Genomic DNA, 26131 nt, shown 5'->3' on the forward strand with positions numbered 1-26131 from the left:
ATCATGGAAGTGCTGGAGCGTATCGACGGCGTCGTGATCGGCCTGCTGATCGGCTTCCAAGGCGGGGCGCCGCTGGTTGTCTTCGTCGGCAATCCGCGCGAGACCGCGATAGCGGCGCGCAGCCTGACGGAGCTGGACGTTTCGGCCGTCGGATCCGAACTGGCTTTGCTCTTCGAGGGCGGCGACCCGGCGCGGCCGCTGGTGGTCGGGCGCATCGTCGATCCTGCGCCCCGCGGCAGGAGCCTCGAAGTCGTCCGCGACGGCGAACGTGTCGTCATCAACGGCGATGAGCGCATTGAACTGCGCTGCGGCCTGGCATCGATCATTCTGGAGAAGAATGGACGCGTGACCATTCGTGGCACCCAGTTGACCAGCCAGGCCAGTGGCACCAACCGCATCCGCGGCGGGGCCGTGCATCTTAACTGAGGCATTGCCGATGCACAGCATCGCGACCATTGCGGCGATCGTGGACCAACACGCCGAGGACGCGGCGTTCCTGTGGCTTCGACGTCGTCTGGAGATCGACGGTCCAATCCTCGACGAGACCGATATCGGCCGCATCGACCAGCGTCTCGAAGCCAATCTCGAAGGGCTCATGGCAGCCGGCAAGGCCGGTTGGGAAGCTGCTCAAGCGCGCTTCGCCGACTACGCCGAACCGGGCGAGATTTTCGTGCTTGGCACTCTGGCAATGCGTTGGAGCGATGCCAAATTGGTGACCTCTGCAATCGACGCGGGCGCAAGCCTAGGTGACGCCGGCATATCGAGCCTGTCTGCCGCGATCGCGCGCACGCCGGGCGAAAACCTGCGCCCGTTCGTGGCGCAGTGGCTGGACACGCGCGACGCGCGGCTGCGCTGTCTTGGGCTATCTGCGCTCTGGCATCATCGCGTCGATCCGGGACAGCGCCTGCATGATCTGGCCAGCCATTCCAATGCGAACGTGCGTTGGCGCGCCGTCCGGCTCGCCGGCGTGCTCAGGCGGCGCGACCTGCTTCCGGAAGTCCTGGCTGGGCTTGACGGCGAGACAACGAAAGAACGTCTTGCGGCCGCCTTCGCTGCTTGCCTGCTTGGCGAGGCTCGGTCCGCGCACTCGGTGATCGACAAGATCGTGCTGACGGAGACGGACCATGCGCAGGCGGCGATCGAGTTGCGCCTGCTGACGACGCCGCCGAAGGCCGGCAAGGCCTGGCTGCAATCACGTCTCGGACAGCCTGTCTTGCGCATCGCGGCCACGGCATCGATCGGGCTGCTCGGCGACCAAGCGGTGGTGCCGTGGCTGATCGAGAAGATGCGCGAGCCGGAACTGGCATCCGCAGCGGGTGCAGCACTTCGCGATCTGTTCGAGGTGGACTTCGGCGACACCGACCTTTTCGTTGCCGATCCAGCTGTTCTTGGCGAGGGCTTTGCCCAACTCGACGACAGCTCGCTGCCGGCCGCCGATCGCGTCGAAGCATGGTGGGACGAAGGGCGCGGCGGGCGCAACCATCGTCTGTTCCGTTCGATGCGCAGGCTCAGGGTGGATGCGTTGCGCGCGGCAATCGCCACGCCCGAGGCGCCGCTGGCAGACTGGCGCAGGACACGCAAGTTCCCGGCGTGGATGTGATCGCTTTCGCCGAGGGAAGGCTTGTCCCTCCGTTCAGCGTTGGCGGAGGTCGGTAAGCGCGATCGCCGACCGGTTGCCACCCTCGGATGCAAGCTCGCAGGCTGCGACGCGGCCCGGCGCGTAACCGCTTATAAAACTGTCGGCCGCCAGCATCAGAACAAGTGCCGCACTAGCGGCTCCAATGTCGCCGACCGTCATCGCAGGGTAGGCTGTCGGGAATATCTCGCGGTGCGTGCGGTAGAAGCGCGAGCGACCGACCAGTTGTTCGAGCCCGCTGTACCGTTCCCCGTTTCCATTGCTGACAAGGAACTCGATATCGGGTTCCTTGGGTCCGGACCCGCTGAAGGCAGCAAGCAGCGAAGCCACCATCGCACGGCCTTGACTCTGGCGTTCGGAAAGAACGCTGTCGATCTCTTGAGCCAGGCCCGCCCCGCAAATCATTGCAGCCGGCCCGCTCCCCGGCGCTCGCGTCAGGCGCACGAAGACAGCGCCCTCGCCAGGGACTGCCCCTTGAGCATTGTTTTCGGATTTCAGACGATTGGCTCGCATCAAGCGCGCAATGTCGGTCCCGTTGACGAGGCTGTCCACACCACCCAGCAGCACCTGCGCGACGGTCCCGGATTCTAGCATGTCGCCGGCATAGTCGAGCAGTCCGGCGCTGGCTGCGGCACCGCCGTCAAATACCCGCGAGCCGGCATTGAAGCGCAGGCCGCATCGCTCGAAAATGGCATTCAAAAGGCGCCCCCGCTCGACCTCTTCATACGCCGGATGGTCGCGGAAACTCTCCGGCAGCGCGAGCAGAACAGCGGTCTGGTCCGGCGTTGCCTTGTTGTCGAGCATCGCCTCCTTGAGAGCGCGGGCGCCCATGCTGGCGAGCCATACCCCGTCATTGCGTCGCAGGCCCGCCTTGGCTGGAATGCGTGCCACGATCTGTGTGGTGGGAAACGGCTCTGAAAGAGGCACCTCCTGAAATGCTGACAGGTTGGCGCGAATGGCTGAGATGGTCTGGCGCGCGTTCAATCCAGCAGGCGTGACGGCGCCACCAACCGAGATGTAGAGCGGCCGCTTCACGGCTGCCACGCCGAGCGATCGCGCAGGGCCCCGTCGCCGCCGAGAAGATTGAGATAGAGTTTTCGCTTGCGGCGCGCATTGATCCAAACAGGAGAAATGTGGCCGAAGGCGATTTCCCGCAGCGCCGGCACGTTGCGCCGGATTACCACTGCCAAACGAGCCTTAAGGGTCACGCGCTTCAAGTCAGGCTCGATGAGCACGGTGTCAGGCTTGAACGCGTTTTCTTCTACACGATCGTCATAAATGAGCCGAAGCGGGGCCGTGATGCGCGGCAGGCGGAAATCCCATCTGCCCGAAGCCGTCATGCCGATCACCGTGATATCCTCGCCGTTGCCGATGCCGGCCATCTGCTGATCGGCTGGGGCGCACATATAATGCCGCGTGTCGAAGTCTTTGGGAGCGAGCGGCCATTGGGATTCGAGCCAAGCCTTGTCGTAGGTTCCGGCGAAAGCCAGGCGCGGTTGCCAGCCCCGGCCAATCGTCCCGAATCCCGCCGGCCTCAGGGATTCCCCAGGTCGGGCTTGCGCTTCGCCCGGATACATGACGTTGGGCGCCTCGGTTCTGACCGCAGGATCTGCAGACCGGGCGTTATGGTACCCCACGCCGACTGGGTTGCGCTGGTCCGTGCGCAAGTCTTCCAAAGTGCCGCCATAGGTGCGTTCATAGACGATCGGCATGGTCCGGAAAGGCGCCGGTGCGCTGTAGCCGCCGGAGTCGTAGATCCGGTCCCCGACGACCTGCAATACCTTGCGGATCGAGTTACCGACACGCAGGCCAACCTGCATCTCGCGTACCGGCCTTCCATCCGGCGCGTGCGCGACGCCATTCACGATCACCTCGGCGCCAGGCTTGACGGGCGCGATGTCCGCTTCGTAGCGGGTCGATGAAAGGGCCGGATCGCCAAAAGGCTCATCGCCAAAGATCACCGGCACCTGTTCGGCCGCTGGCTGGAATTCCTTTCCTTCATCCGTCGCCGTGAAACTTGCCGATAGCATGACAATCAGAGTTTCTTGGCCGTCAGCATTCAATTGGACGTGCGTCGCGGCGGCGAAGGGTGTCCTGTTTTCCAGCCAGACATCGAAGGCCATCGTTCAGCACCACCGGCCGTTTTCATCAAGCCCGATCGGCCAATAGGGCATGGCCGTCAGCAGTTCTACATATTCCTTGTTGCCTTCATCGACGACCCATTGCAGCAGGAACACCTCAGGCGCGAGGCGGTCGGCCGCGGGCAGCGTTTCCCCCACCGCAACGCATCGCAGCCAGTATTCCCGCACGAGCCACACCACCGCCGGATGATTCGCCGGGCCGGCCGCTGCATCATCCAGCTGGGCCGTGATCGCTTGATTGACGGTCAGGCCGCCATCGACCAGTTCGTCGAGGCCAGCTTCCCAGATCTCGGAAGCCACCTCGAACGTCTCCTGCAAGTCAGCGAGGTAGGCCTTGAACAGGGACCTATAGGCAGCAGAGGCCTCGCGGCGCGAAAGGCGGATTCCATGATCGGGACCGACAACGTCCTGGGGTGCGTTGAGAAGCCGGTTCAGGCCGAGTTCGACACTATGATCAATCCGCATTGCCATCTTCTTCTAGCCTCAGCACATTTCGAGAGATGGATCCTCGCCGATCGGGACATAGACGAAGTACTTGAAGTACTTGAATAGTTCCGTGTCGTATTCGGACATCATTTCGACCAGCAGCAGATTGGGCGGCACGGGACCGCTGGCGTCCGCTTCGTCGCCATCCTCACCCCAGTTCGATTCATCGTCCTCGTCGTCATCATCGGTCTGTCGGGCGTACCGTTCAAGGTTCAGGCCGTGAACCTTGAAGTAGTGCTTGCGGTAGATCGCCAGAATCCGTGGATGGGCCACCAGCCCGGCGGGCCAATGCAGATTGGCTATGTTCTCACCGGAGGCGTTCAGGCGCTGCTGCAGTGCGCCCCACCATTCCTCGATCGCCGGCATGACGGCGTGGAGCTCTGCGGTCCACGCATCGATTATCGCCGTATAGTCAGCGTCGAGATCGGCAAAACCCGTTGCACTCATCGCCTAGATCCCCCGAGCGTTCATGAACTTCCTAATCGCCTTGTTGTCCACCTTCGACTGCCGGCCCGGCTGGCTGTTGCTGTGGCTGGAGCAATGCGGCCTGACGTAAAGCGCTTTCATCGCATCCTTGAAGCCTTGTGGGACGATCTCTATATTGCATCCACCCGCGTACCACGCTGCCTTCTGCGTCGGCTGGTGATCGGCGATCAGCGGGGCTTCCTTCCCCGAAATTTGCCGGTTGACCTTGGCCTCCAGTCGCTTGATCGCGGTCTTGTTCTTGCCGGTCGTGCGTTTCTTCAACCTGTCAAGGTTACGTTTGCATTCCCAGCATGGCCGGTTCTGAACCTTGGCTTTCTGCGGGCCTGTTGGCTGGGTGTAATGATCGTCGTAGCAATAATCGGTCGTGCATTTCTTCTTCTCTTTCACCAGAAGAGCATTGCGGAAGTTGACCAAGGCGGCGGTATCGATGGTGTTCGGGAGTGGACTTGCCGTGTTCTGCTCCATGGTGTCGCCATGGCGGCAGACACCCTTACCCTCCACCTTGACGACGAACGACCAGAGCTTGAACACTCCCTTGCCCTTGATCTTGTGCGTTATGACCCCCGCGCCGAGGCCTTGGGTGGCCGGCTCGTTGCCGGTGCTGGTCGCAACCTCCGACGAGCTTTCGAGCGCGGTCGGATTGCCTTCGATCTTGACGCTCTTACTGCCTTTGGTGAGATCGCTGGAAGACAGCATGTTGACGTATGGAACCGGAACCGGGCCTGCCGGCGGGGAAGGCGGGCTCAAGCACACATCTCCCGGCGCCACGCCCTTGCCGCCGCTTCCTTTGTGGAAGAAGCCCATGCCTTCAGCAAAGACTGTGCTGCCCATCAGAGCTATTCCGTCTCAGGGCGCGGGGCGCGCATTTTCGGCAGGGCGTTGGCCGCCAGGTCGTGAATATCCGAGAACGCGAACTCATGCACCGACCAGTCGTCGAGCCAGAAGCCAATCCGGTTCGGATCGCCATGGCTGTTGCTGGGCGCGGCAAGGTTGGCCAAGCCTTCGGCTATCCAGGACTGCGTCCTCTGCAATTCGACCGCTTCATCAACGATTGACGCAACGCCGTCGAACCATGCATCGTCAGGTGCCGGTGTAGCCCCAATCCCGATGATCGCGAACGGATAGCGGCGTCCCACGCGGTCCTCGCTCATGCGCCATGCGCCGGCACAGGGCCGGTCGCCGAAAATGCCGCTCTTGACGATGAAGCGCCAAACACGCGAATCCAATTCCCCCTCGTCTGGCCTCTCGCGCAACTCCATCGACATCCAGCGGTCCCAGCGGTCGATGAAGGTCCGCGGCAGGTTTACGGCAACGAAATCTCCGGTCGCCGGAATCTTGCCGAAGAAGCCGGTGTTCAGATCTGCGGCGGACATGAGAATTTCTTGAACATCTGGAGGTTGTAGGGATTTTCCACGCTCGCCGCCTTGAGCTTGAAATCGGCGTACATGCCTTTCGTCCCCAGCCGCAGGCTGTAGACATCGGACAGCGACGTCCCGGTGAAGCGGCCGCCGCGCAGCATCCTCAGCCACGCCCAGCTTCCCGTCTCGTTGAGCATGATTTCGGGCGAGCCGTCGATCGGCTGGAAGGCGAGCGAGATGACGCCGGTGCCGTCCTTGCCGGGCCAGGTCATCGGCTGCGGCCGCGTCGCATTGTTGAAATAGACCAGGTTCTGGCCGTCGAGGTTGAGCGTGACGCGGGTCACGTTGGGCGACAGGTCGGTCGGCTCGAGCGTGAAGGCCATCACCGGGCCCTGACCGCCGGGAAAGAGATCGTCGCGGATGCGCCGCGCCTGCTCGAAGGCGGCAAGTGCGGACGGGTCGAGGCCGAAATCGGCACGCCATTTCCAAGGCTGCGCCGAGGTGTCGACATAGCCGATCAGATGGTCGTTGATGAAGCCGTCGATCATCCCTGCCGGTCCGAACAGGCGGGCGAAGTCGCGCACGTTGACGTCGACGGCACTGTCGGGGCTGAACGGATAGCGGTCGTTGAGCGCGGCCTGGCAGAAGGGCAGGATGTCGGCACGCCAGATGGCGTTGAGCTCGGAGGCCACGGCCTTCTGCGTCAACCCGCTGGTGTCGCCGGCAATGCCGCTCAGCCAGGTGTTGACCGGGTCGGGCAGGATTTGCGCCTGGCGGGCGACGGCGCCGGTCAGTTCGGCAAGCCCGCCCTGTTTCTTGATCGCGTCCTGCGGGTCGGGATTGGCGGTCACCGTCTGCAGCACGTTGGACAGCGCCGTCAGCGCGACGACCGCGGCATCGAGCGCCGGCGGCTGGCCGTCGACCTCGGCAATCGTGCTCTTGAGCGGCTTGAAGTGCTCGGCCACCAACGTGCCGGTCAGGTCGACTTCGCTGGCCGATCCTGCGCGCGGCAGCAGCTTGGCGCCGGTCTTGACGATCTTGCCAAGCTTGCCGAGTTTGCCCAGCAGTTTCGAGCCGCCCTTCGCCGCCGCCTTGTCGTCACCGGCCGGCGCGTCGTCCGAGCGGGTGAGGTCGACCTCCTGGACCACCGCCGTCAACAGCCGCTTCAGCGCGGAATCGGCGCTGGAAAGATCCTTCAGATTCTCGCTGGCAATGTTGAGATCGCTCAGCGGCGCCAGCCGCATGTCGCGCAGGAAACTATCCCACTGCGCGATATAGTCGTCATAGTAGAGCTTCAGGATATCTTCCGACAGCGCCGACACCGACGTCTCGGAATTTTCCGAGCAGCCGCCGGCAAACACGGCGCGGTCGAGTGCCGCCTGGGCGGCGACATCCTCGACCCGGTCGAGGATCGCATCGTGGAAGCCGTCATAGGTGAAGGCGCCTGATATGCCGACGCGCAGCGTCTTGTCGGAGCGTCGCGAAAACACCTTGGCGCCGTTCGGCCCGGCGAAATTGGCGGGGATCCATTCCTTCAATCCGGCCACCGCCGGATCGGCCAGCAATTGCTTGTAGGCCCGCGCCGGCAGCGAGATCGTGCAGACCGTTTTCAGCGCTTCGGCGACCAGCGCCTGGTCGGGCGCGATGTAGCTGTCGTCGACCGCCATGCGCCGGATCGCGGCCAACTGGTGTTCTTCCGCATCGGCGGTCGGGAAGGGCGCGGCCGGCGCGAATTCGGGCAGGTCGTTCACCCACCAATTCTCGACGAAGTCGGAGTCCATCTGAGACAGGCCGGTCATCATGCGGTAGGTCTTGAGTGCGCCCAGCATGAAGTCCGGATCGCGGATCTGCCGCCACATGATCGCTTCGAGCAGCGCCACCATGCGCGGCTCCAGCACGTTGCGCAGAGCGTGGTCATAGGTGTCGGTCTGCGCCCGCATCATCTCGGCCGAAGCCGATGGTCCGAGCAGGTCCTGCGCCTTGTTCGGAGGCGCAGTCCTGGCATTGACGACTTCGTCCATGGCGGTCAGCGCAACGTCCATAGCCGGCTGCAGCACCGAGGCGGGCGTCGCGGCGGTCGACGTCAGCGGCGCCTGCAGTGCTTCGAACTGGCCGGCTTGCGCGGCGATGGCGTTGCGGTTGTCGTAGTAGGACCAGGTGAACAGGCCGCCGGCGAGTATGGCCGCAGCCGCGCAGGCAGCGGCGGCACCGCGCCAGATCCAGCTGCGGCGGCGCTGCGCCAGCGGATCGAAGGTGCCAAGCCCGGCCTCCTTGAAGATCACCTCGGTCAGAAGGTTCTTGAGGAAGAAGCTGCGCTTCTCGAAGCGCTGCGCCGGCATCGTGCGTCGTGCCGGCAGGCCGAAGGAGGAGGCCAGCGCCGCGGTCAGCCGGTCGATCGGCGCGCCTTCCTGGGTCGCCGAGGTCAGATAGAGGCCGCGCAGCCAGGCTGCCTCCTCGTAGCGGCTCTCGCCGAACATCGCTTCGACCAGCACCTGGATCGGCTCGGACAGGCTTTGCAGCTGTGCGGGAAAGCGGAAGATCTCGGCCCGTTCGGCCAGCTTGTCCTCGTCTTCCAGCCGCGGCACCAGTCGCTTTTCCAGCTCCCTCGACAGCGTCGTGATTTCGCCCGCGATCGTCTTGGCGTCGACGCGTGCATCGAGCGGGAAGGTCGTCCCCCATACCTGTTCGCGCGCCGCCGTCGACAGGCCGCCGAAGAAGGCCTCGAAGCCTCTGATCAGATCGGCCTTGGTCAGCATCAGATAGACTGGCAGGCGGATTTCCAGCCGCTCTTCGAGCTCGGCCAGGCGCCTGCGGATCTTGCGGCCATGCGCCTTGACGGCTTCGTCGCCCTCGGACAGCGCGTCGATCCCAAGCGCAACGATGACGCCGTTCAGCGCCCGGCGGCCACGGTGCTTCTTCAACAGGTCGAGGAAGCCCAGCCATTCCACGGCGTCGACATCGGGCTGGCTTTCCTGCTGGACATAGCGGCCAGCGGTGTCGATCATCACTGCGTTTTCGGAGAAGAACCAGTCGCAGTTACGGGTACCGCCGATGCCCTGCAGATCGTCGGTCAGGTCGATCGGAAAGTTGAGGCCGGATTGGCGCAAGGCCGTCGTCTTGCCGGTCGCCGGCGGGCCGACGATCACATACCACGGCATCTCGCGCAGGAACTTGCGGCCGCCGAGCTTGCGGCGCTTCAACTCGACCATGACGTCCTGGAACTTGGCGCCGACCGCGGCGACGTTTTCCTCGCCCGGGCTGAGCCGCTTTTCCTCGACCGGGGCGGAAATCTCGGCGACGAACATGCGGTTGGCGCGGATCGCGCGGCGCTGCGCGACGATCAGCCAGATCAGCCAGAAGATCACCAGAAGAGCGATGATGACGATGCGCACCGTCTCCGACGCCATCGGCACATAGTCGCCAACCCGTACGATCGGGCCGAATACCCAGATGATCAGCGACAGCAGCGCCAGGCCGATGAGCGTCCACAGGAAACGCGAAGTCAGGACCGCCCAGAGGAAGCGCAGGATGAACATGTCACAGCCTCTTTTCGACCAGCACTTCGACGCGGCGGTTCAAGGCCCGGCCTTCGCGTGTGCCGTCGTCGGCCACCGGATCGGTGGCGGCCCGGCCTTCGGAGCGCACGCGCTCCTTCGGCACGCCGTTCTGAATCAGGATATCGGCAATTTCCGCGGCGCGGGCTTCCGACAGCCGCTGGTTGGTGGACAGTGGGTTGGTCTTTTGCAAGGGAACGCCGTCGGTGTGGCCGACCACGGTGATATCGCCGATCAGCTCCTGGTTCTCGAGGATCACCTTGGCGACCGAGGCGATGAGCGGATCGAAGCCGTCTGTCAGCTGCGCGCGCGACGACTGGAAGAGTTCGGGATTGGAGGCCTGGATGACCAGCCGCGCCAGCGACACGCTCTCCGTGCCGCTCAGCGCTCTCTTGAGCTCGTCGGGTGCTGCCGCCTGGAATTCCGGCAGCAGCGCGAAATCCACCGCCACCGGCGACGGCGCGTCGACCTTCGGCGAAGCGCGGGTGACATCCGTACGCGTCGGCGGCGGCAAGGCGCGAACCAGCGCCGAAAGCTCGACCGCCTGGCTGCTCAGGCTCATCGACAGGCCGATATGGATGGCGGTGGCGATCACCGCCGCCGCCGCAACCATCACCCAGATCGGCACGATGAAGCGCTGCGGTTCGTCGGAGGCGATCACGCCCTTCCAGTTGGGCGAAAGCGGTGCGCCTTCGGCGTCGCTGTCGCGCAGGAAACGCGCCGCGGCCACCCGCACCGCATTGAGCGAACGGTCGCCGGAGCGGCCCGGCACTCGATATTTGCCGCGGAAGCCGAGCGCCATGCAATGATACTGCAACTCCAGCATTTCGCGGTCGCGATTGGGATGGCGTTCAAGCTCTTCGAGCCGGGCGAAGAACTGCGCGCCGGCATCGACGTCGCCGCGCAGCATCACCACCAGCGGCTGGCGTGGCCACGCGCTGGCTCCGCCCCACGGCGTATTCAGCGCCAGATCATCGAGCAACGCAGCCACCAGCCACGCGGCCTGGTCGGCGCGCTCGAGCGAGGAGCCCTGCGCCATGGTGGTGTCGCGGCAGCGCACAAGTTCGTCGAGCAGCCTGGTGCGCAGGGCTTCCGGGTTCTCCGGCGGCTGCGCGTTTTCGAGTTCGGGTGCAAATTCCAGCAGCGGCGAGAACGCGTTGACGAGCACGTTCGGATGCGCGCGCGCGGAGCGTTTCGCAGTCACCCCTGACGCCGGCAGCGGCATGGCGCGCGGCGTTGGCGCTCCGCTCAGCCGAATGCGCGTCCGCTCCCGATCCTCGGACAGTCCGAATGGATCGTCCCTGCTCATCATCTCACCTGTTGACCGAGTAGCAGTCGACCTGCGGTTCGCTGGGCAGCACGCCCGAAACGCCGATCACGAAACCGGGCGCTTCGAGCAGCGAGGCCCAGTGCTCGCTTTTCTGGTCGAGTTCGAGGCACAGCCGGTCGCCGTCATAGGGAATTTCGCGCGGCTGCGAATGCAGTGGCTTTAGCGGAATGCCGGGCAGGCGTGATTTCCACAGCCCTTCGAATTCGCTGGCCGAGCCGACGGTCGCCTGGTTGACGAAAATCTTGCGCAAGGCATCCTCCGACAGTTCGGAGCCGATCCGCACCACGATGCGGCTCGCCACCAGAAGTTTCGGGTTGTCGATGCGGATCTTCCACACATTGGTGGCATGGCGCATGACCGGCAGCGCGCGCGATTTCGGCTCGATGTAGCGCAGGCTGAGGATCAGCGAACGCAGCGCGTCGGCCAGCGCCGAATAGGCGGGGCCCGGTGCCATGTGGTCATAGACGGGCAGTTCGCCGAGCCGCCTTGCGCTCGAGCCGTAGGTCGCCATCGAGCCGGCAAGGCCGGCAAGTTCCATGTAGACCTCGGCCGGATGGAACACGTCCTGCGCCAGCATGTGCGCCAGCCGCGGCCGCGCGGCGTTGACCAGGTTCAGGATCAGAAGATCCTCGACGCTGCGCCCGGGGCCGCCCAGCACCATCTTGCCATGCGCCTCGGCGATCTGGTCGACGCCGGTGACCACTTCCTGCAGCAGGCGGCTGTACCAGGACGCCGCGCCGATGACCAAGGTCGGCGGCAGGAACGTATCGTCCAGGGCCACGCCGCCATCGGCGCGCACACCCTTGAGATCGGCAACCGGCAGCGCGGTGTAGCCGCCCACGGCCGTGCCCGGCGCCAGCAACAGCGCCTGTGGTCGCGCGATCTCGATTTCCTCGGGATCGGAGCCGCCATGCACGGCGTCGCGCACCGAGACGATCCGGCCGCGATAGCGCGCGCCGGACGGCTCGGCATGAGCGGGGTCGAAGCCGACGCCGCCGGGCGGTTCGAGCGGCAGCGCGATCAGCACCGGTCCCGCGCCCATTTCCGGCGTCACCGCCAGCGGCCGCGGCGCATCCATCGTCTCGGGGATCGCGAACGGCGTCCCGTCTGGAAAGATGCCGCGTGCCGAGAGCACCGAAATCTGGCCGGCATCGAGCTGTGCCTGATCGAGCGTCAGCGTTCGAAAGCCGAACGTATGCAGATGCCCGGCCTGCAAGGCGCCGCGCACCGTCGCTTCGAAGAAGCGGTCCTGTTGCTGGAAATGCTGGGTGCGGAGGAACAGTCCCTCCGACCACAGCACCCTGTTTGCATCGTTCATGCCGGCACTCTCTGCTTCCTGCTCATCACGTTGGCGCGGCCTTGCGGACTTTTGCCGCCCATGCATGTCGCTCAAAAGTGGTCACGGTTTTGAGAGAACGACATGCATAAAAATAAAGATCTAAAGCGCGTCGCCTGAATCCGTTCAAACGCGACGCGCTTTAGGCGGAAATCCCGCCGCTGCCGAGCTTCACATTGACCGTGAACTTCGATCCCGGCGAAACCGATTTGGTCGTGCGCCAGTTGCGTCCGCCGGGTTCCCTGATCAGCGCGACGAAGCCAAGTGCTGCCACTTCCGGCTCGACCGTGATGGTCTTCGATGCGGTCTTGCCGGGTCCGACGGAAACCGTGTCGGAGCCGATGAGATCGCCGCCAAGTGCCGCGCCGGCACCGCCCTGCAGGGCGAAATAGTCGGCCGAGTTGAAGGCGCCGGTGCTCTTCAGGCGCAAGATCATCACCGTCACCGGCCTGTCGCCGCCGCCCGGTCCCGGGTTCATGCCGGCGCCGCCGGCAAGATTCACTGTGATGACGGATGGTTTCGGCGGGCCGCTCTGGCAAGCCGTCAGCAGTCCCGTCGCCCCGATGGCAAGGATAAATTCGCGTCTGTCGATCATGTCTCAGTCCTCCTCATATGCATCACGAAAATCAGCGCCGATCTCGCCCAGAAAACGCGTCTCGGCGCTGCGAGCGATTTCACGGTGGCGTTTCTGGTACAACTCCCAGAGCTTGGCTCCGCGCCCGCCGGTCAGCAGATTGCCGATCGCCGAACTCGACTTCAGTTCCTGCTCGATCGCCGCCGGATCGAAGCGGTCGATCATGCGCTTGAGCGCGCCTTGCACGCCGCGCCAGGCGCGAACGTGATGCTGCGCCAGATCGCGCACCGCGTCCTTGATCGCCGCCTCGGCGCCGAGGAAACCGGGGCTGCGCTCGGCCAGGATGGTTACCAGCGCATCGTCGACCGAGGGCAGGAATTTGAGCGGGTTGACTTCGGATGCGCCAACCACCGTTTGAGCGACGCGAGCGTTGCCCTTCTCTTCGGCGCGCTTGCGCAAAAGCTGCATCAGCCCTTCCATCATCAGCCGGTACTCGCGGCCGAATTTTTCCATGTCGGCCACCGGATCGCCGCCGGGAAAATCGGCCTCGTCCATGCCCATGCCGCGCAGGAAAGCGGCGCGCAATTCCGCGTCCGACGGTCCGGCTGACGGCCGCGCCGCGGATTGGCGGACAGGAGCGCGTGGTGGCGGTGGAGACGGGGGAGGCGGTGGCTGCGGTGGCGATGGCTCGACCGCGCGGACTGGCAGATCCCAGGGCGCTGCAGAGGGGGCAGGCGAGGGCGCATCGGTTGCACCGCCATCCGTCACGCCGGCGTCGAGGCTGGTGGACCCGGCAGGGCCGAAACCAAACCCGTCATCGTAGGCCGGCAGCTTCTCAGGATTGGATCTGCTCGGCTCTCTCGACCGCGGCGCGGAGTCGAGGCCGAAGGGATCGTCGAACGATGGCTTGGCGCCGTTTCTGTCAGTGGGCTCGGCCACCGGCGTTGCCACAGGGTCGAGGCTGAACGGATCGTCGAACGCCTGCGAGCTGCGTTCATCGGACCGCGCACGCGCGAATGCGCCGGGCACCGGCTTTTCGAATGGATCGGGCAGGTTGGCAGGGCGTGGCCGTCCCGGCTCTTCTTCCGTGGTGGACGAAAAGAAATCGTCGCCGCCGAGGCTGACCGGCGCCCGCGACGCCGCCGGCTTGCTGGCAGGCGCTGAAGGCCTGGAGGCCGGCGCCTCGGTCTTCGCCGTCTGCAAATCGACCCACACCACATAGTCGCCCAGTCGCAGTCGCATGCCGCTTTGCAGGCGCGCGGTATTTCCCGCGCCGAGCGGGCTGGCGGCATCGTCGATGAACAACCCGCTGCTGGAGGTATCGGTGACGAAATAGCCGCCCTGCTTGCTGGTGATCTTGCAGTGGGCGCGCGAGACGAACATGTCGGGATCGTTGATCTGCCAGTCGGCGTCGGCGCTGCGGCCGATTACCAGCTCGCCCTCGTCCAGCCGCGCCTGCCGCGTGACTTGCGCGCGTGGTCCCTGTTCGAGAATCAGAAGCAGGCTCATGCCGCCACCTCTTCCCGCCAGCCGACGATGGTCCGCAACCGCATGTCGTCGGCGTCCCCCTTTTCGACCGGTCGCGCCAGCCAGGTGGTGCGGGCAAGCTGGACGGTGCCGAGCTTCGCCGGCGGCACTGCCTTTGCCGCAAGCACGATCCTGAGATCGACATCGATGGTCTCGCCGATCAGGTCGCGCACCGCCTGCTTCAACAGCTTCAGCCGCTCACCGCCCGGCAGGAAGGCCTTGTAATCGATATAGCTGAGCGCGCCGATGCGCAGCTCGATGCGGCTCTGCCGGCTGAAGCTGCGCGGGCCGATGGTGGCGCTGCGGCCGAGCGTGGCATAGCTGCCGGCAAGCCGCGTCTGCAGCGCCTTGGGGATGGTCATCCAGGCCGCGACGAACTCCTTCAGCACCACCGGCACTTTGAAGGCTTCGGCCAGGAACAGCGTCAGTCGCTCGGGGCCGTCGACTTGGGCAGCGAGCGAGGCGGCCTGGCGAAGTTTTACTGTATCGAGTTCGGCATCCTGCGTGCCCGGCAGCCCGATGCCGGCCATCGCTTCCAGCATGGAACGGACGCGGCCGCCGACACCGCGTTCGACCTGCACGGCCGGATGCGCATCCGCCCAGGCCCGATAGTAGAGCGCGATCATCCTGTGCTGCAGGATATTGACAAAATCGACGAAGGTCGTGTCGCTCGTCTGCCGCGCCTCGGCGCCGGCATACCAGCGTTGCGACAGGCGATCGAGCACCCAGCGCGTCAGATGCAGTGGCATCGGCCCTTCGGGTCCGAGCAGGCCGAGATTGTTGACCGTGACGCGTGCCGGCGACTTGTCCGTCGGCTCGCGGAAATCCACCACGTCCTGCACTGCGAAGGACAGCCGCACATTCTGGCCGAGCCTTGCCGGCTCGCGGTCCGGCCGGCCGGAATGGCCGAACAGGCCGCCTTGCCGTTCGAGCCGGCGCAGCAGTTCGAAAAAGTCGAAACTCTCGGACAGGGTTGCGGCTCGCTCTAGATCAGGTAGCGATTGCCGGGCGTCATCGGCCATGGCACATCCTCCTGTTTCTGGAGCAACCGCGTGCGCGTGCGCACGAACCCGTTAATGCCGGCATGGCGGGCAAACAGCCGCGACAGCAGGCCCGACAGCAGCAGAGTGCTCTGTCCCGCCAGCACCGACTGGTCGACATGCAGCGTCACTTCCGTGCCGCGGCCGAAGCACATCGGCCCTTCGATCGCCAGCCTTTCGATCACCGCGCGCGAGTCGATGCGCACGATCGAGCGCACATTGCGGGCGAGCCCGGGGTCGCCGCGCTCGGCATAGAGATCGAGCAGCGCGTGCAGCGGATCGACGCCGCGGCCTTCCTTGGCCAGGCTGAGGAAGTTGAGCGCCAGCTGTGACACCAGCCGCCAGGCCAGGTCGTCGGCGCGCGACTCGCCGTCGGCGCCGGTCGGCAGCGCTGCCGGGATCGCCGGCTGCGGCGAACGCAATGCGCCGAGCAGCCGGACCGTCTCCACAGGGTCGCCGGCTTCCAGCGTCAGGGTCGGCGTGTCGTCGAGGATGGCCAGGTCGCGATTGGTGCAAAGCGCCATGATATCGACGCGCTTGAGCGGCCGGTTGGCCTGACTGTTGACTGGGCGCGACACCGCCAGGAAGACGTCGTCGCCGGCATAGGAGGTCCGCGTCACGCCCTGGCGCCGCTCGTCCTCGGTCGGCCGGCGCGGCCGCCGCTCCGTCGAATAGACCCAGCCGCTGCCGCGATTTTGCCCAAGGCTGAAGAGTTCCGGTATCTCCGCGTCGGGTCCCTCGGCATCGGCGTCTTCGACGCGGATGACGCGGTAGATTTCAAAGTCGCGCGCCCGCGTGCGGTCGGCATGCAGCACCTGGCGTGTCTTGCGCTGGTCGAGCTCGACGATGTTGCACTCGCGCTCGAAGAGATTGATGATCGGGGTGGCGAAGAGATCGAAATCCGCCGGCGTCAGATCGGCGAGTTCGGGCACCGGACGCCGGAACAGGAAGATGATTTCGAGCCCGGCCTGGCATTTGCGCACGACCGGCAGCAAGCCGGTGACGCGCCCATAATGGAAGCGCTCGGGCATCATGAAATATTCGCGCAGCAGGCGGTAGCCTTCGAAGGTCGGCCGCGTGCGCGGCATCAGCGCCTCGGCATCGGCAATGCCGACCATCTCCGGCGGCGGTAGCGGCGACAATGGATTGGTCTTGCCTTCCGGTCGAGCGCCGACACCAGAGCAGACTCCGAAGATGGCGTCGAAGATTAGCGGCGCCTTGGTGCGGTTGGCGAAATAGAAGTCGAGCCGGTCGAGCGCCAGTTCGTCGAGCTTGCCTTTGCCGGTCCGCGCCAGCGTGATGCGAAGTGCCGCTTCGCCGGCCTTGCCGGCGATCGGGCCGATGCCGGCGGCGGCAAGCGCGCTGCGGTCCTGGAAATAGCCGACCGAACTGATCGCGATCGGAAACAGCGTCATGTCCTGCGCGGTGGTGAAGGTGCAGCGTGTCGACAGGCCGGCCTGCAGGCTGGAGACCAGCCGCGTGCCGCGCTTGACGACGTGGCCGGCAAGCATTGTCTGCACCTGCTGGCCGGGCTTCAGCACCACCATGGCGGTTGCCGGCACCGGCGTGACGAGATCGGGATAAAGCACGTCGAGGATGCTGCGCGAAAACCGCGAGCGCTCGGCATCCACCTTCAGGCGCGTGCGCGCGGCGAGGAAGGCGACGCCGTCGAGCAGCCGCTCGACATAGGGGTCGGGACACGGCACCGTATCCAGCGACAAATTGCGGGCAACCGCCGGATGCATGTCGGCGAACTCCGCCGCCAGCCCGCGTATGTGGGACAGTTCCTCCTCGTAATATTCTACGAAGACCCGGTCCATCTCTCAGGCTTCCCTGAACTCGGTGCGCGCCAGTCCGTTGTCGAGATTGATCGTCGTGCGCAGGCGCATGCGCTCGGGCGTCGGCGTCATGATCAGCACGGCGTCGATCTCGATCTTCAGGCCGGTCTTGTCGCCGAGGTTGACCGTGACTTTCGTCGCGCTCTCCTTCAGCCGCGGCTCGAATGCGGCGAGCACGGCGCGGATCTCGCGTGCCAGAACATCGCGATCGAAGTCGCGCGACGACCGGCCGGAGAAGGACGGCACGCCATAATTGACAACGCTGCGGCGCACCTCCGGAAAGTCGGCCAGCGATGTCGGACTGTCGGTCATCTGCTCGGCCTCGAGATCGGATAGCAGCGGCGCGGATTCGAAACGCTCGGTGTTGAACAGCGCCTCGATGTCGCGCCGCACGGCCTCGCGCAGCACATCGGGCGACACCACGATGCCTCGGCTTTCAAGCTCGCCACGGTGCCGGTTCTGAAACGCCAGCCGGTGCAGCCGGCGCTTCTGATCGGGGTTCAATGCGTCATCGGCGTCGATGCGCCTCGGTCCGTCTGCCAGCAGCTCGTCCAGGCGCTCTGCGCCAAGCTCCTCCTGCAGAGCCTGCCTGAGCCCGTCTATCTCCGAGCTCAGGCCCGGCAGGTCGTTGACGAGGCGGTCCCACAGCGAAGGCTGTACCGCCTCGCGCTTGGCCCGTGAACCGCCCGCCTGTACCTTGTCGGCGGCAGGGCGCTTTGCTCGCCCCTCACTTGCCGACATAGACATCCATTTCGGCTTCGTCATTGTCGTCATAGACGAACTTGATCTTCTTGTAGGCGAAGGAGACTTCCTCCTGGATCAGGTCGGCTTCATCATCGGCCTGCGACATGTCGTATTCCATGATCGAGGCGTCGGTCAGGGTAACGACCAGATAGTCCTTGCTCTCGCCGTCGATGGTCCGCCGAGCGGAGAATTTGACCTCGTCCAGCGCCTTGTTTTCGAACAGGGCCTTGGCCAGATAGGGTGAGGCCTTGTCGTAGTGCTTGGTGAACTTGATCATGCCCATCGACACGCGGCCTCGGCGCGAGAGGGAATTGGGGTCGTAGGGCGCGACCATCTTGTAATCGACGCCATGGATTTCGATCTCGTCGTCATGGCCGTCGCGCGTGCTGGGCCCCTTGATATCCGGAACTTTCAGAAAACCGTCGATCTTCATTGTGGGCATTTTCGTTCTCCACGCTTTCAAACAAAGGTTTGGTTGCTGCAATCAGGTCTTCACGGACGGCAATTCCGACACCAGCCTGAGCGAGGCATTGATGCCCTCCAGCTGGTAGTGCGGGCGCAGATAGAAGCGGGCGTTGTAGTAGCCCGGCCGGCCCTCCACGCTGTCGACCTGCACCTCGGCGGCGGCAAGCGGACGCTTGGCGCGCGCCTTGTCGTCGGCGAAGGCCGGGTTGGCCAGCACGTACCGGTTGATCCATTCGGTCAACCAGATCTGCATGTCGGTGCGTTCCTTGAACGATCCGACCTTGTCGCGCGCAATCGCCTTGAGGTAGTGCGCAAAGCGCGAGACCGGGAACAGATAGGGCAGGTTGGCGGAGAGCCGCTCGTTGGACTGGGCGTCGGGGTCGACCAGGCGGCCCGCCCGCGTCTCATCGTCCTGCAGCGAATGGGCGCCGATGAAGGCCGCGAGATCGGTGTTCTTGCGGTGCAGGATCGGCATCAGCCCGAGCTTGGCCAGTTCCGCCTCGCGCCGGTCGTCGATGGCGACTTCCGTCGGGCATTTCATCGCGATCGAGCCGTCATCGGTCGGGAAGGAGTGCACCGGCAGGTTAAGCACAGTGCCGCCATTTTCGACGCCGCGGATCTGGGTGCCCCAGCCATAGAGCTTGTGGCTGCGGTTGATGTTGACGCCCATCGGGAAGGCAGCGTTCATCCAGACATATTTGTTGTGATCGCCCTGCACTTCCTCCTCGAAGGAGAAGCCCTTGACCGGGACTGTCTCCGAGCCGTAGGGCAGCCGCGCCAGCACGCGCGGCATGGTCAGCCCGATATAGCGCGCATCCTCGCTCTCGCGCAGCGATTGCCACGAGGCGTAGGCCGGGTTGGAGACGATCTGCTGCAGGTCCTGCGGGTTGGGCAGTTCCTGCCAGCTGTCCATGCGGAACAGCCGTGGCGAGGCGGCGGCGATGAATGGCGTGTGCGCCGAGGCGCAGATGCCGGAGATGTTGCGCAACAGGCCGACGTCGCGCGGGTGGTTGGAGAACTCGTAGGCGCCGATGACGCAGCCGATCGGTTCGCCGCCGAGCATCGAATACTCGTCGGTGTAGACCTTCTTGAAGATCGGGCTCTGGTCCCACATCTGGCCTTCATAGTCTTCGAGCGTATCGGCCAGCTGCTCCTTGGAAATGTTCATCACCCGGATCTTCAGCTTCTGATCCGTCTCGGTATTGTTGATGAGGTACCAGAGGCCGCGCCAGGTGCCTTCCATCTGCCGCACTTCCGGCGCGTGCAGGATTTCGTTGACCTGGGTCGTCAGCATCTTGTCGATGCCGGCGATCAACGACTTGATCGACTTGATCGAGTTGGACGAAATCGTCGTCGTCTCGGAGCGCGACTGCGCCGCCAGAGCCAGGTTGCGAACCAGCTGCTGCAGCTTCTCGCTGTCGTCCTTCTTGACCTTGAAGTCCTTCTCCAAGAGCTGGCTGAATTCGCCGAGATCGACGGCCTCGGCCTCGGCGACGGATGCTGCGGTCTTTTGCTGTTCGGCCATGATCTATTCCTCACCCTTGTCGTCGGACAGCGCCTGGGCGGCGATCTGGCCAAGCAGCGGCTGGTTGTTCAGCAATTGGGCGATGCGCTTTTCGGCATCGACGCGGCCGTCCATGAAGCCGAGCAGCTCCTCGAGCTGGCGCCGCATCTTGAGGATTTCGGCCAGTTGCGGGACCTGTTCGGCGATCTTGTCGGGGGCGAAATCGCCCATCTTGGTGAAGGTCAGGTCGAGCGCCAGTTCTTCGTCGCGCTCCTGTCCCTCGGCCTGCGGCAGCGTGTTCTTCACCCGCGCCTTGACCCTGGGTCCCAGCGCTTCCATGAATTTGGGGAAGCGGTTGGCATCGGTCTCGACAAAGGAACGGTCGAGCACCGTCTTGGACGCTTCCCTGGTCTGCGATGCGCCCGACAGGTCGGCCATCACGCCCATGACGAACGGCAGTTCGATCGTCGTCGGGCTGCCGTAGGTTTCGACATCGTAGGCGATCTGCACGCGCGGGGCGCGATTTCGCTCGATGACCTTCGCTTTGCTTTCGGCTGGCATGTGTTGCTACCTTTCATCCTTCTGGGCAGTCTTCTTGGCGTCGGGAACGCCGGCGAGCAGCCGGAATTCCTTGAGCCCCGACGGGGCGAGGTCTTCCATCAGTTCAACGAAATCCATGTGCACCATCCTGCGCACCCGGCGGGCGAGATGCGGGATCGGGCTCGACGGCTCGGTGCGGTCGTAGAACGCGACCACAAGGTCGAGGCACTTCACCACATCGTCGCGCGAGGAAATCCTGTCCGGGAGCCCCGCACCGGTCTCCGCGTAGCTTGCCATCGTCTCGGCTCCATGACCGTTTCTGACCGGCGCGGCCGGGCTTGCCGGGGGAGCAGCCGGGCTGGCCGCCCCCTTCGTCGCTGCCTCTTCCGTGGTCTCGACCGCCGTATTGCGTTCCAGCGTCGTCAGCACGCGCTGCAAAAATCGTTTCAGGTCCGGGACGGCGGCCCCGTTGCTGTCAAGGCGGGCATTCAGCGCCGCATCGACCGCGTCGAGCGCCTCGATCGCTGCGTGCGCCCCGGCGATGAGCGCCGTCATCTGTTCACCGGCCTGGTCCTGATGGGCGGCACAACCGCTGCCCACCCGGTTCAGGAGCTGTCCGTGCGCGCTGACCAGTGCTGCCTTCTCCGTGGCATTCAATCCCGACGCCGCTTCCTGAAGCATGACGCGATCGTCGAGCGCACCCTGTTCGAGATCGCGTCCGCTGATCGGCCCGATGGGACGCGGCGCGAAGAAGACCATCTGCCTGAGGTTCGCCAGCAGGCCTTCCTGGCCGTTCTGCAGGTCGGCCAGCGCGTTGAGGCGGCGCAAGGCGGCCTCGCGTGGTTGGGGGCTGGCCCGCAGCGCCGGGTGCATCGTCTCCCAATGCGTCTCGAAGGTCCTTGCAATCAGGGTCAGGCCCTGTGCCAGTCCGGCCAATCCCTCTTCATTGGCCAGCGCCCGGGCGACAATGACGAGCAGGCGCAGGTCGCGGCCATGCGAACGCAACTCCTCGGCCTTGCCGAGCACGGCAGGCCAGTCGACCGGAATGGTCGATTGCGCGGCTGGCTTGTTGCGCCCGTCATGGACGACCTTGACCTGCGGCTCCGTGAGCCGCTCCAGCTCATGAAAAGCCGGATCGTTGCGCAAGTCTTCGCCTGACGGATTTTCACCGTCCAGCGGAGCAAGCCAGAGTGCGAGATCGATCACAGATACCCCCGGCGACCGGCTCTAAAACCGTACGTGACCCAACGTTAGCACACGGTTGCATATTCCCACAATTCGCCATCCGCTCAAAAGTTAACGAGCGCTAATGAATGTCGGTGCAACTGCGTCTCGGATGGCGCAATTCATGGCGTGCTTGGCCAACCTCGTATGTGAAGCGCATCGCATAGGATTAGAAAAAATCGTGGTTGTCTGCATTTGGCGGCGCGGGACTCTCCACAAAGGGAAAAGGCCGGCTGCATCAAGCGCTTTGTCAAGCGGCTGCTTATGTGGCAGGCTGTCGACGGGCAGATTGCAGGAGCACGTTCGATGGAACAGCGCCGGTCGTCGCAGGGGTTCAAACGCAAGGAACTGGTTGGCAAGCTCAATCCGGTCTGCCTGCGCGCCTTCAAGGCCGCCGCCGACAGCGCCAAGCTGCGCGGCAATCCTTACGTCGAACTCGTCCATTTCATAGAACAACTGGTGCTGTCCGAGCGTTCGGATGTGCAGATGATCATTGCCGATGCCGGCGTCGATGCCAGCCGGCTTACCAGCGAAATGACCCGCGCCGTCGACAAGCTGCCCTACGGCGCCACCTCGATCGAGGAATTTTCCGACCACATCTTTCACGCCATCCAGGAGGCCTGGAACCTGGCGACGCTGGAATTCGGCATGGAGGAGGTCCGCAGCGCCCATGTCGTGCTCGCCTGCCTGAAGACGCCGGTGCTGGAAGGCCTGGTGGCGAAGATCAGCGGCGAATTCGACAAGATCGACGCCGACGGGGTCATCGCCCGCTTTGCCGAGGTGGTGGACGGTTCGCTCGAAGCCGGCGCCACGGCAGCAGTGGCTCCCACCGCGGAGGCGCCGCGGCGAGCTCCGGGCGGGGACTCCGCGCTGGCCAAATACGCCACCGACCTGACCCAGCGCGCCCATGACGGCAAGATCGATCCGGTCGTCGGCCGCGATCCGGAAATCCGGCAGATCATCGATATCCTGATGCGGCGCCGGCAGAACAACCCGATCCTGACCGGCGAGGCCGGCGTCGGCAAGACTGCGGTGGTCGAGGGCTTTGCCCTGCGCATCGCCCAGGGCGACGTGCCGCCGCCACTCCAGGGTATCAGCGTACGCATGCTCGACGTCGGCCTGATGCAGGCCGGCGCCAGCGTCAAGGGCGAGTTCGAGAAGCGCCTGAAGGCGGTGATCGACGAAGTTCAGTCATCCGAAACGCCGGTCATCCTGTTCATCGACGAGGCGCACACGCTGATCGGCGCCGGCGGTGCAGCGGGAACCGGCGATGCCGCCAATCTGCTGAAGCCGGCGCTGGCACGTGGCGAACTGCGCACCATCGCCGCAACCACCTGGGCCGAATACAAGCAGCACATCGAAAAGGACCCGGCGCTGACCCGCCGTTTCCAGGTGGTCAAGATCGACGAGCCGTCGGAAGCGGTGGCCGTGCTCATGCTGCGCGGTGTAGCCGGCGTGCTCGAACAGCATCACGAGGTGCAGATCCTGGACGAGGCGATCGAGGCGGCGGTCGGCCTGTCGCATCGCTACATCCCGGCGCGGCAATTGCCCGACAAGGCGGTCAGCCTGCTCGACACGGCTTGCGCCAGGGTCGCGATCTCGCAGCATGCGACGCCGGCCGAGGTCGAGGACATTTTGCGGCGCCGCCAGGCGCTCGAGGTCGAAAGCGGCATCATCGGCCGCGAGGCAGCGATCGGCATCGAAGTAACTGACCGGCAGGCGCGGGTCGAGGCCGGGCTCACTGAGACCGGGACCATGCTCGCCGCCGCCGAGGAGCGCTGGGAGCGCGAAAAGGCGCTGGTTGCCGAGATCCTCGAACTGCGCGCGCGGCTGCGCGGCGACGGCGTCCCGCTAGATGCGGTGGCGGCAGCTGAGGCCGATGCCGAACCAGCAGCGCCGGACGAAGAAAAGACCAAGGTCCCCAAGGCTGAACCGCCCAAGGCCGAAACGTCCGAGCCTGAAAAGCCGAAGGCCAAAGCGTCCGAGACCGAAGCGCCGGCTGCCGAAGCTGCGCCGTCAGATCCTGTCGCCGATCTGGCGCGGCTGCGTGAACTCATGGCCGAGCTTGCCACGGCGCAAGGCGAGACGCCGCTGATCCTGCCGTCGGTCGACCGCAATGCGGTAGCTGCCGTGGTCCAGGACTGGACCGGCATCCCGACGGGACGGATGCTGTCCAGCCAGACCGAAAAGGCGCTCAAGCTCGCCGACACTTTGTCCGAACGAGTCGTCGGCCAGGATCACGCCATGGAGATGATCGCCAAGCGCGTGCAGACCAGCCGCGCCGGGCTCGGAGCGCCGGAAAAGCCCGTCGGCGTGTTCCTGCTCTGCGGCCCCTCCGGCGTCGGCAAGACCGAGACGGCCCTGGCCTTGGCCGAGACGCTCTATGGCGGCGAACAGAACCTGATCTCGATCAACATGTCCGAGTTCCAGGAAGCCCACACCGTCTCGACGCTCAAGGGCGCGCCTCCCGGCTATGTCGGCTACGGCAAAGGCGGCATTCTCACCGAGGCCGTGCGCAGAAAACCCTATTCGGTGATCCTGCTCGACGAGGTCGAGAAGGCGCATCCCGACGTCCACGAAATCTTTTTCCAGGTCTTCGACAAGGGCATGATGGATGACAGCGAGGGAAGACGCATCGACTTCAAGAACACGCTGATACTGCTGACATCGAATGTCGGCTCCGAAGTCATCATGGAGCGGACGCAAAACGGCACGGTGAGGGCGGGGCTCGACGGCCTTGATGCAGCCTTGCGCGCTCCACTGCTGAAAGTCTTTCCGGCAGCGTTCCTCGGCCGCGTCGTGACCATCCCTTACTATCCGCTCTCGGATTCGATGATCGAGGCCATCACGCGGCATCAGTTCGGCAAGATCGCGCGGCGGCTGCGCGCCAGCCACGACGCCGAACTGGTGATCGGCGACGGCGTCATGGCGCTGGTCAAGGCGCGCTGCACCGAAATCGAGTCCGGTGGCCGCATGATCGACGCCATCCTCACCAACACGCTGTTGCCGGAACTCAGCCGCGGCGTGCTGAACCGGTCGCTCGACGGCGAGAAGATGACCAAGGTGACCGTCAGCGCTTCCACTGACGGGTTTGCCTATTCGTTCGAATAGTCAGGCCTGACTGCTCGGCTCCGTCTCGGCGCGGATCAGCTTGATGTCGGCGCCGGCTGCCCAGGCGCCGATATCCTCGCGCCGCAACGCCGCCGCCATCATGTCGGGAAACAGGTCCGGCGTGCAGGCGAAGACCGGTATGCCAAGTGCCGCGACCGAAGCCGACATCGCCGGATCATAGCCCGGCCGGCCCTGATCGGTCAGCGCCAGCAGCACGATGACATTGACGCCGGACCGGACCAGCGCCGCAAGCCGCCGCAGCAAGTCCTGGCCGTTGCCGCCCTCATAGAGGTCGGTGATCAGCACGAAGTGGGATTTGGTCGGCCGCTCGATGCGGTCGGCGCAATAGGCGACCGCCTGGTTGATGTCGGTGCCGCCGCCGAGCTGCACGCCAAACAGCACCTCGACCGGGTCGCTGAGCTCTTCGGTCAGGTCGACGATGGCCGTGTCGAAACAGACCAGCTTGGTGCGCACGACCGGCAGCGACGCCATCACCGCGGCGAAAATCGAGGCGTAGATCACCGAGCTCGCCATCGAGCCGGACTGGTCGACGCACAGCACCACTTCGTCGAGATCGACCAGCCGGCGTTGCTTGCGCATGAAGCCGACCAGTTTTTCCGGCACGACGGTTTTGTGCTCAGGCTGGTAGTGGCGAAGATTGGCCGAGATGGTGCGCGGCCAGTCGATGTCGCGTTGGCGCGGCCGGTTGGTGCGTCGCGACTTGTCGAGCGCGCCACGGATCGCCTCGGCGGTCTTCTGCTCCAGCCGCTGCATCAGCTTGGCAACGATGTCGGCGATGATGGTGCGGGCGATGTCCTTGGTCTTGGCCGGCATCACCGAACGCAGCGAGATCAGGTCGGCGACGAGGTTGACGTCGGCCTCGATCGCCTTGAGGAATTCCGGCTCCATCAGCATCTGCTTCAGGTTCAGCCGCTCAAAGGCATCCTTCTGGACGATCTGGACCACCTGGGCGGGAAAGAAGGAGCGGATATCGCCCATCCATTGCGCCACGCGTGGCGCCGAGCGGCCGAGCCCGCCGCGCCGCTTGCGCGGGTCGGCATCGGCATTGGCGCCGTCGCCGTAAAGCGCATCGAGCGCCGAAGACAGTTTTTTGTCATCACTGGAAAGGGCGGAGGAAGCCTCGTCATCGGCGCCGATCGCCAGCCGCCAGCGGCGCTCGCGCCAGCTATCGGAGGATGCCGGGCCGGGTTCGGGCACTTCGGCTTCGTCATCCATT

At 64.8% G+C, this 26131-nt stretch carries 22 protein-coding genes; 3 read left to right on the forward strand and 19 right to left on the reverse strand.

The features are described from left to right. Window positions 1–426, forward strand: coding sequence for a DUF6484 domain-containing protein (locus NKJ76_RS07965; RefSeq protein WP_023682625.1), 426 nt, complete (start codon window positions 1–3; stop codon window positions 424–426). Window positions 427–436: 10 nt separating this feature from the next. After that, window positions 437–1600, forward strand: a complete 1164-nt coding sequence (locus NKJ76_RS07970; protein ID WP_023704807.1) for a hypothetical protein — start codon at window positions 437–439, stop codon at window positions 1598–1600. Between the two features lie 33 nt (window positions 1601–1633). On the opposite strand, the gene NKJ76_RS07975 is transcribed toward NKJ76_RS07970, so the two are convergent. The 18 genes from NKJ76_RS07975 to tssA all read right to left on the reverse strand — a co-directional run bounded on the left by NKJ76_RS07975 (window position 1634) and on the right by tssA (window position 21765). Further along, complete coding sequence (locus NKJ76_RS07975; protein ID WP_023682623.1) at window positions 1634–2680, reverse strand: hypothetical protein; 1047 nt, start codon at window positions 2678–2680, stop codon at window positions 1634–1636. Continuing rightward, entirely contained in the window at window positions 2668–3759 is a 1092-nt protein-coding gene (locus NKJ76_RS07980) for a DUF2169 family type VI secretion system accessory protein (protein ID WP_023682622.1), read from the reverse strand. The genes NKJ76_RS07975 and NKJ76_RS07980 overlap by 13 nt, the downstream gene beginning before the upstream one ends. Before the next feature lie 3 nt (window positions 3760–3762). Beyond that, the gene (locus NKJ76_RS07985; protein WP_023682621.1) at window positions 3763–4242 is read right to left on the reverse strand and encodes a hypothetical protein; all 480 of its coding nucleotides are present in this window, start codon (window positions 4240–4242) and stop codon (window positions 3763–3765) included. Between the two features lie 18 nt (window positions 4243–4260). Further along, window positions 4261–4710, reverse strand: a complete 450-nt coding sequence (locus tag NKJ76_RS07990; protein WP_023682620.1) for a hypothetical protein — start codon at window positions 4708–4710, stop codon at window positions 4261–4263. Between the two features lie 3 nt (window positions 4711–4713). Further along, the gene (locus NKJ76_RS07995) at window positions 4714–5580 is read right to left on the reverse strand and encodes a DUF4150 domain-containing protein (protein WP_023682619.1); all 867 of its coding nucleotides are present in this window, start codon (window positions 5578–5580) and stop codon (window positions 4714–4716) included. A gap of 5 nt (window positions 5581–5585) precedes the next feature. Next, window positions 5586–6122: a type VI secretion system-associated protein TagF gene (gene tagF / locus NKJ76_RS08000; protein ID WP_023704809.1), complete on the reverse strand. Its 537-nt coding sequence runs from the start codon at window positions 6120–6122 to the stop codon at window positions 5586–5588. Beyond that, window positions 6104–9643: a type VI secretion system membrane subunit TssM gene (gene tssM / locus NKJ76_RS08005; RefSeq protein ID WP_352537153.1), complete on the reverse strand. Its 3540-nt coding sequence runs from the start codon at window positions 9641–9643 to the stop codon at window positions 6104–6106. Before tssM ends, tagF begins: the two co-directional genes overlap by 19 nt. Before the next feature lies 1 nt (window position 9644). Beyond that, window positions 9645–10970, reverse strand: a complete 1326-nt coding sequence (gene icmH / locus NKJ76_RS08010) for a type IVB secretion system protein IcmH/DotU (RefSeq protein WP_352537154.1) — start codon at window positions 10968–10970, stop codon at window positions 9645–9647. A 4-nt stretch (window positions 10971–10974) separates the two neighbouring features. Continuing rightward, window positions 10975–12309: a type VI secretion system baseplate subunit TssK gene (tssK, locus tag NKJ76_RS08015; RefSeq protein ID WP_352537155.1), complete on the reverse strand. Its 1335-nt coding sequence runs from the start codon at window positions 12307–12309 to the stop codon at window positions 10975–10977. Between the two features lie 160 nt (window positions 12310–12469). Next, on the reverse strand, window positions 12470–12922 hold the full coding sequence (tssJ, locus tag NKJ76_RS08020) for a type VI secretion system lipoprotein TssJ (protein WP_023673710.1): 453 nt from the start codon (window positions 12920–12922) through the stop codon (window positions 12470–12472). Window positions 12923–12925: 3 nt separating this feature from the next. Further along, on the reverse strand, window positions 12926–14410 hold the full coding sequence (gene tagH, locus NKJ76_RS08025; RefSeq protein WP_023834860.1) for a type VI secretion system-associated FHA domain protein TagH: 1485 nt from the start codon (window positions 14408–14410) through the stop codon (window positions 12926–12928). Further along, window positions 14407–15450 carry a type VI secretion system baseplate subunit TssG gene (gene tssG / locus NKJ76_RS08030; protein WP_023673712.1) on the reverse strand — a complete coding sequence of 348 codons (1044 nt, stop codon included), beginning with the start codon at window positions 15448–15450 and terminating at the stop codon, window positions 14407–14409. Before tssG ends, tagH begins: the two co-directional genes overlap by 4 nt. Further along, on the reverse strand, window positions 15414–17288 hold the full coding sequence (gene tssF / locus NKJ76_RS08035; protein WP_023682613.1) for a type VI secretion system baseplate subunit TssF: 1875 nt from the start codon (window positions 17286–17288) through the stop codon (window positions 15414–15416). The genes tssG and tssF overlap by 37 nt, the downstream gene beginning before the upstream one ends. A gap of 3 nt (window positions 17289–17291) precedes the next feature. Then, the gene (tssE, locus tag NKJ76_RS08040) at window positions 17292–18047 is read right to left on the reverse strand and encodes a type VI secretion system baseplate subunit TssE (RefSeq protein ID WP_023673715.1); all 756 of its coding nucleotides are present in this window, start codon (window positions 18045–18047) and stop codon (window positions 17292–17294) included. Beyond that, window positions 18034–18483 (reverse strand): Hcp family type VI secretion system effector, encoded by a 450-nt coding sequence (locus tag NKJ76_RS08045; RefSeq protein ID WP_023673716.1) that lies wholly within the window; start codon window positions 18481–18483, stop codon window positions 18034–18036. The genes tssE and NKJ76_RS08045 overlap by 14 nt, the downstream gene beginning before the upstream one ends. Before the next feature lie 51 nt (window positions 18484–18534). Next, window positions 18535–20040, reverse strand: a complete 1506-nt coding sequence (gene tssC, locus NKJ76_RS08050) for a type VI secretion system contractile sheath large subunit (RefSeq protein ID WP_023682611.1) — start codon at window positions 20038–20040, stop codon at window positions 18535–18537. 3 nt (window positions 20041–20043) lie between these two features. Further along, window positions 20044–20580, reverse strand: coding sequence for a type VI secretion system contractile sheath small subunit (tssB, locus tag NKJ76_RS08055; RefSeq protein WP_023673718.1), 537 nt, complete (start codon window positions 20578–20580; stop codon window positions 20044–20046). A 6-nt stretch (window positions 20581–20586) separates the two neighbouring features. Beyond that, window positions 20587–21765, reverse strand: coding sequence for a type VI secretion system protein TssA (gene tssA, locus NKJ76_RS08060; RefSeq protein WP_023687034.1), 1179 nt, complete (start codon window positions 21763–21765; stop codon window positions 20587–20589). Between the two features lie 324 nt (window positions 21766–22089). Between tssA and tssH the strand changes: the two genes are divergently transcribed. Next, entirely contained in the window at window positions 22090–24894 is a 2805-nt protein-coding gene (tssH, locus tag NKJ76_RS08065) for a type VI secretion system ATPase TssH (protein WP_352537156.1), read from the forward strand. On the opposite strand, the gene NKJ76_RS08070 is transcribed toward tssH, so the two are convergent. After that, a complete protein-coding gene (locus NKJ76_RS08070; protein ID WP_352537157.1) occupies window positions 24895–26130 on the reverse strand; it encodes a VWA domain-containing protein in 1236 nt (411 codons plus the stop codon). Window position 26131: the final 1 nt, after the last annotated feature.

The sequence above is a fragment of the Mesorhizobium sp. M0029 genome (assembly GCF_040323735.1).
Classification (GTDB): Bacteria; Pseudomonadota; Alphaproteobacteria; order Rhizobiales; family Rhizobiaceae; genus Mesorhizobium.

Excerpts from the sequence above, each read along its gene's own strand:
- NKJ76_RS07970 (WP_023704807.1), top strand. The coding sequence starts at position 437 with ATGCACAGCATCGCGACCATTGCGGCGATCGTGGACCAACACGCCGAG.
- NKJ76_RS07980 (WP_023682622.1), bottom strand. The coding sequence starts at position 3,759 with ATGGCCTTCGATGTCTGGCTGGAAAACAGGACACCCTTCGCCGCCGCG.
- NKJ76_RS07985 (WP_023682621.1), bottom strand. The coding sequence starts at position 4,242 with ATGCGGATTGATCATAGTGTCGAACTCGGCCTGAACCGGCTTCTCAAC.
- NKJ76_RS07990 (WP_023682620.1), bottom strand. The coding sequence starts at position 4,710 with ATGAGTGCAACGGGTTTTGCCGATCTCGACGCTGACTATACGGCGATA.
- NKJ76_RS07995 (WP_023682619.1), bottom strand. The coding sequence starts at position 5,580 with ATGGGCAGCACAGTCTTTGCTGAAGGCATGGGCTTCTTCCACAAAGGA.
- tagF (WP_023704809.1), bottom strand. The coding sequence starts at position 6,122 with ATGTCCGCCGCAGATCTGAACACCGGCTTCTTCGGCAAGATTCCGGCG.
- tssM (WP_352537153.1), bottom strand. The coding sequence starts at position 9,643 with ATGTTCATCCTGCGCTTCCTCTGGGCGGTCCTGACTTCGCGTTTCCTG.
- icmH (WP_352537154.1), bottom strand. The coding sequence starts at position 10,970 with ATGAGCAGGGACGATCCATTCGGACTGTCCGAGGATCGGGAGCGGACG.
- tssK (WP_352537155.1), bottom strand. The coding sequence starts at position 12,309 with ATGAACGATGCAAACAGGGTGCTGTGGTCGGAGGGACTGTTCCTCCGC.
- tssJ (WP_023673710.1), bottom strand. The coding sequence starts at position 12,922 with ATGATCGACAGACGCGAATTTATCCTTGCCATCGGGGCGACGGGACTG.
- tagH (WP_023834860.1), bottom strand. The coding sequence starts at position 14,410 with ATGAGCCTGCTTCTGATTCTCGAACAGGGACCACGCGCGCAAGTCACG.
- tssG (WP_023673712.1), bottom strand. The coding sequence starts at position 15,450 with ATGGCCGATGACGCCCGGCAATCGCTACCTGATCTAGAGCGAGCCGCA.
- tssF (WP_023682613.1), bottom strand. The coding sequence starts at position 17,288 with ATGGACCGGGTCTTCGTAGAATATTACGAGGAGGAACTGTCCCACATA.
- tssE (WP_023673715.1), bottom strand. The coding sequence starts at position 18,047 with ATGTCGGCAAGTGAGGGGCGAGCAAAGCGCCCTGCCGCCGACAAGGTA.
- NKJ76_RS08045 (WP_023673716.1), bottom strand. The coding sequence starts at position 18,483 with ATGAAGATCGACGGTTTTCTGAAAGTTCCGGATATCAAGGGGCCCAGC.
- tssC (WP_023682611.1), bottom strand. The coding sequence starts at position 20,040 with ATGGCCGAACAGCAAAAGACCGCAGCATCCGTCGCCGAGGCCGAGGCC.
- tssB (WP_023673718.1), bottom strand. The coding sequence starts at position 20,580 with ATGCCAGCCGAAAGCAAAGCGAAGGTCATCGAGCGAAATCGCGCCCCG.
- tssH (WP_352537156.1), top strand. The coding sequence starts at position 22,090 with ATGGAACAGCGCCGGTCGTCGCAGGGGTTCAAACGCAAGGAACTGGTT.
- NKJ76_RS08070 (WP_352537157.1), bottom strand. The coding sequence starts at position 26,130 with ATGGATGACGAAGCCGAAGTGCCCGAACCCGGCCCGGCATCCTCCGAT.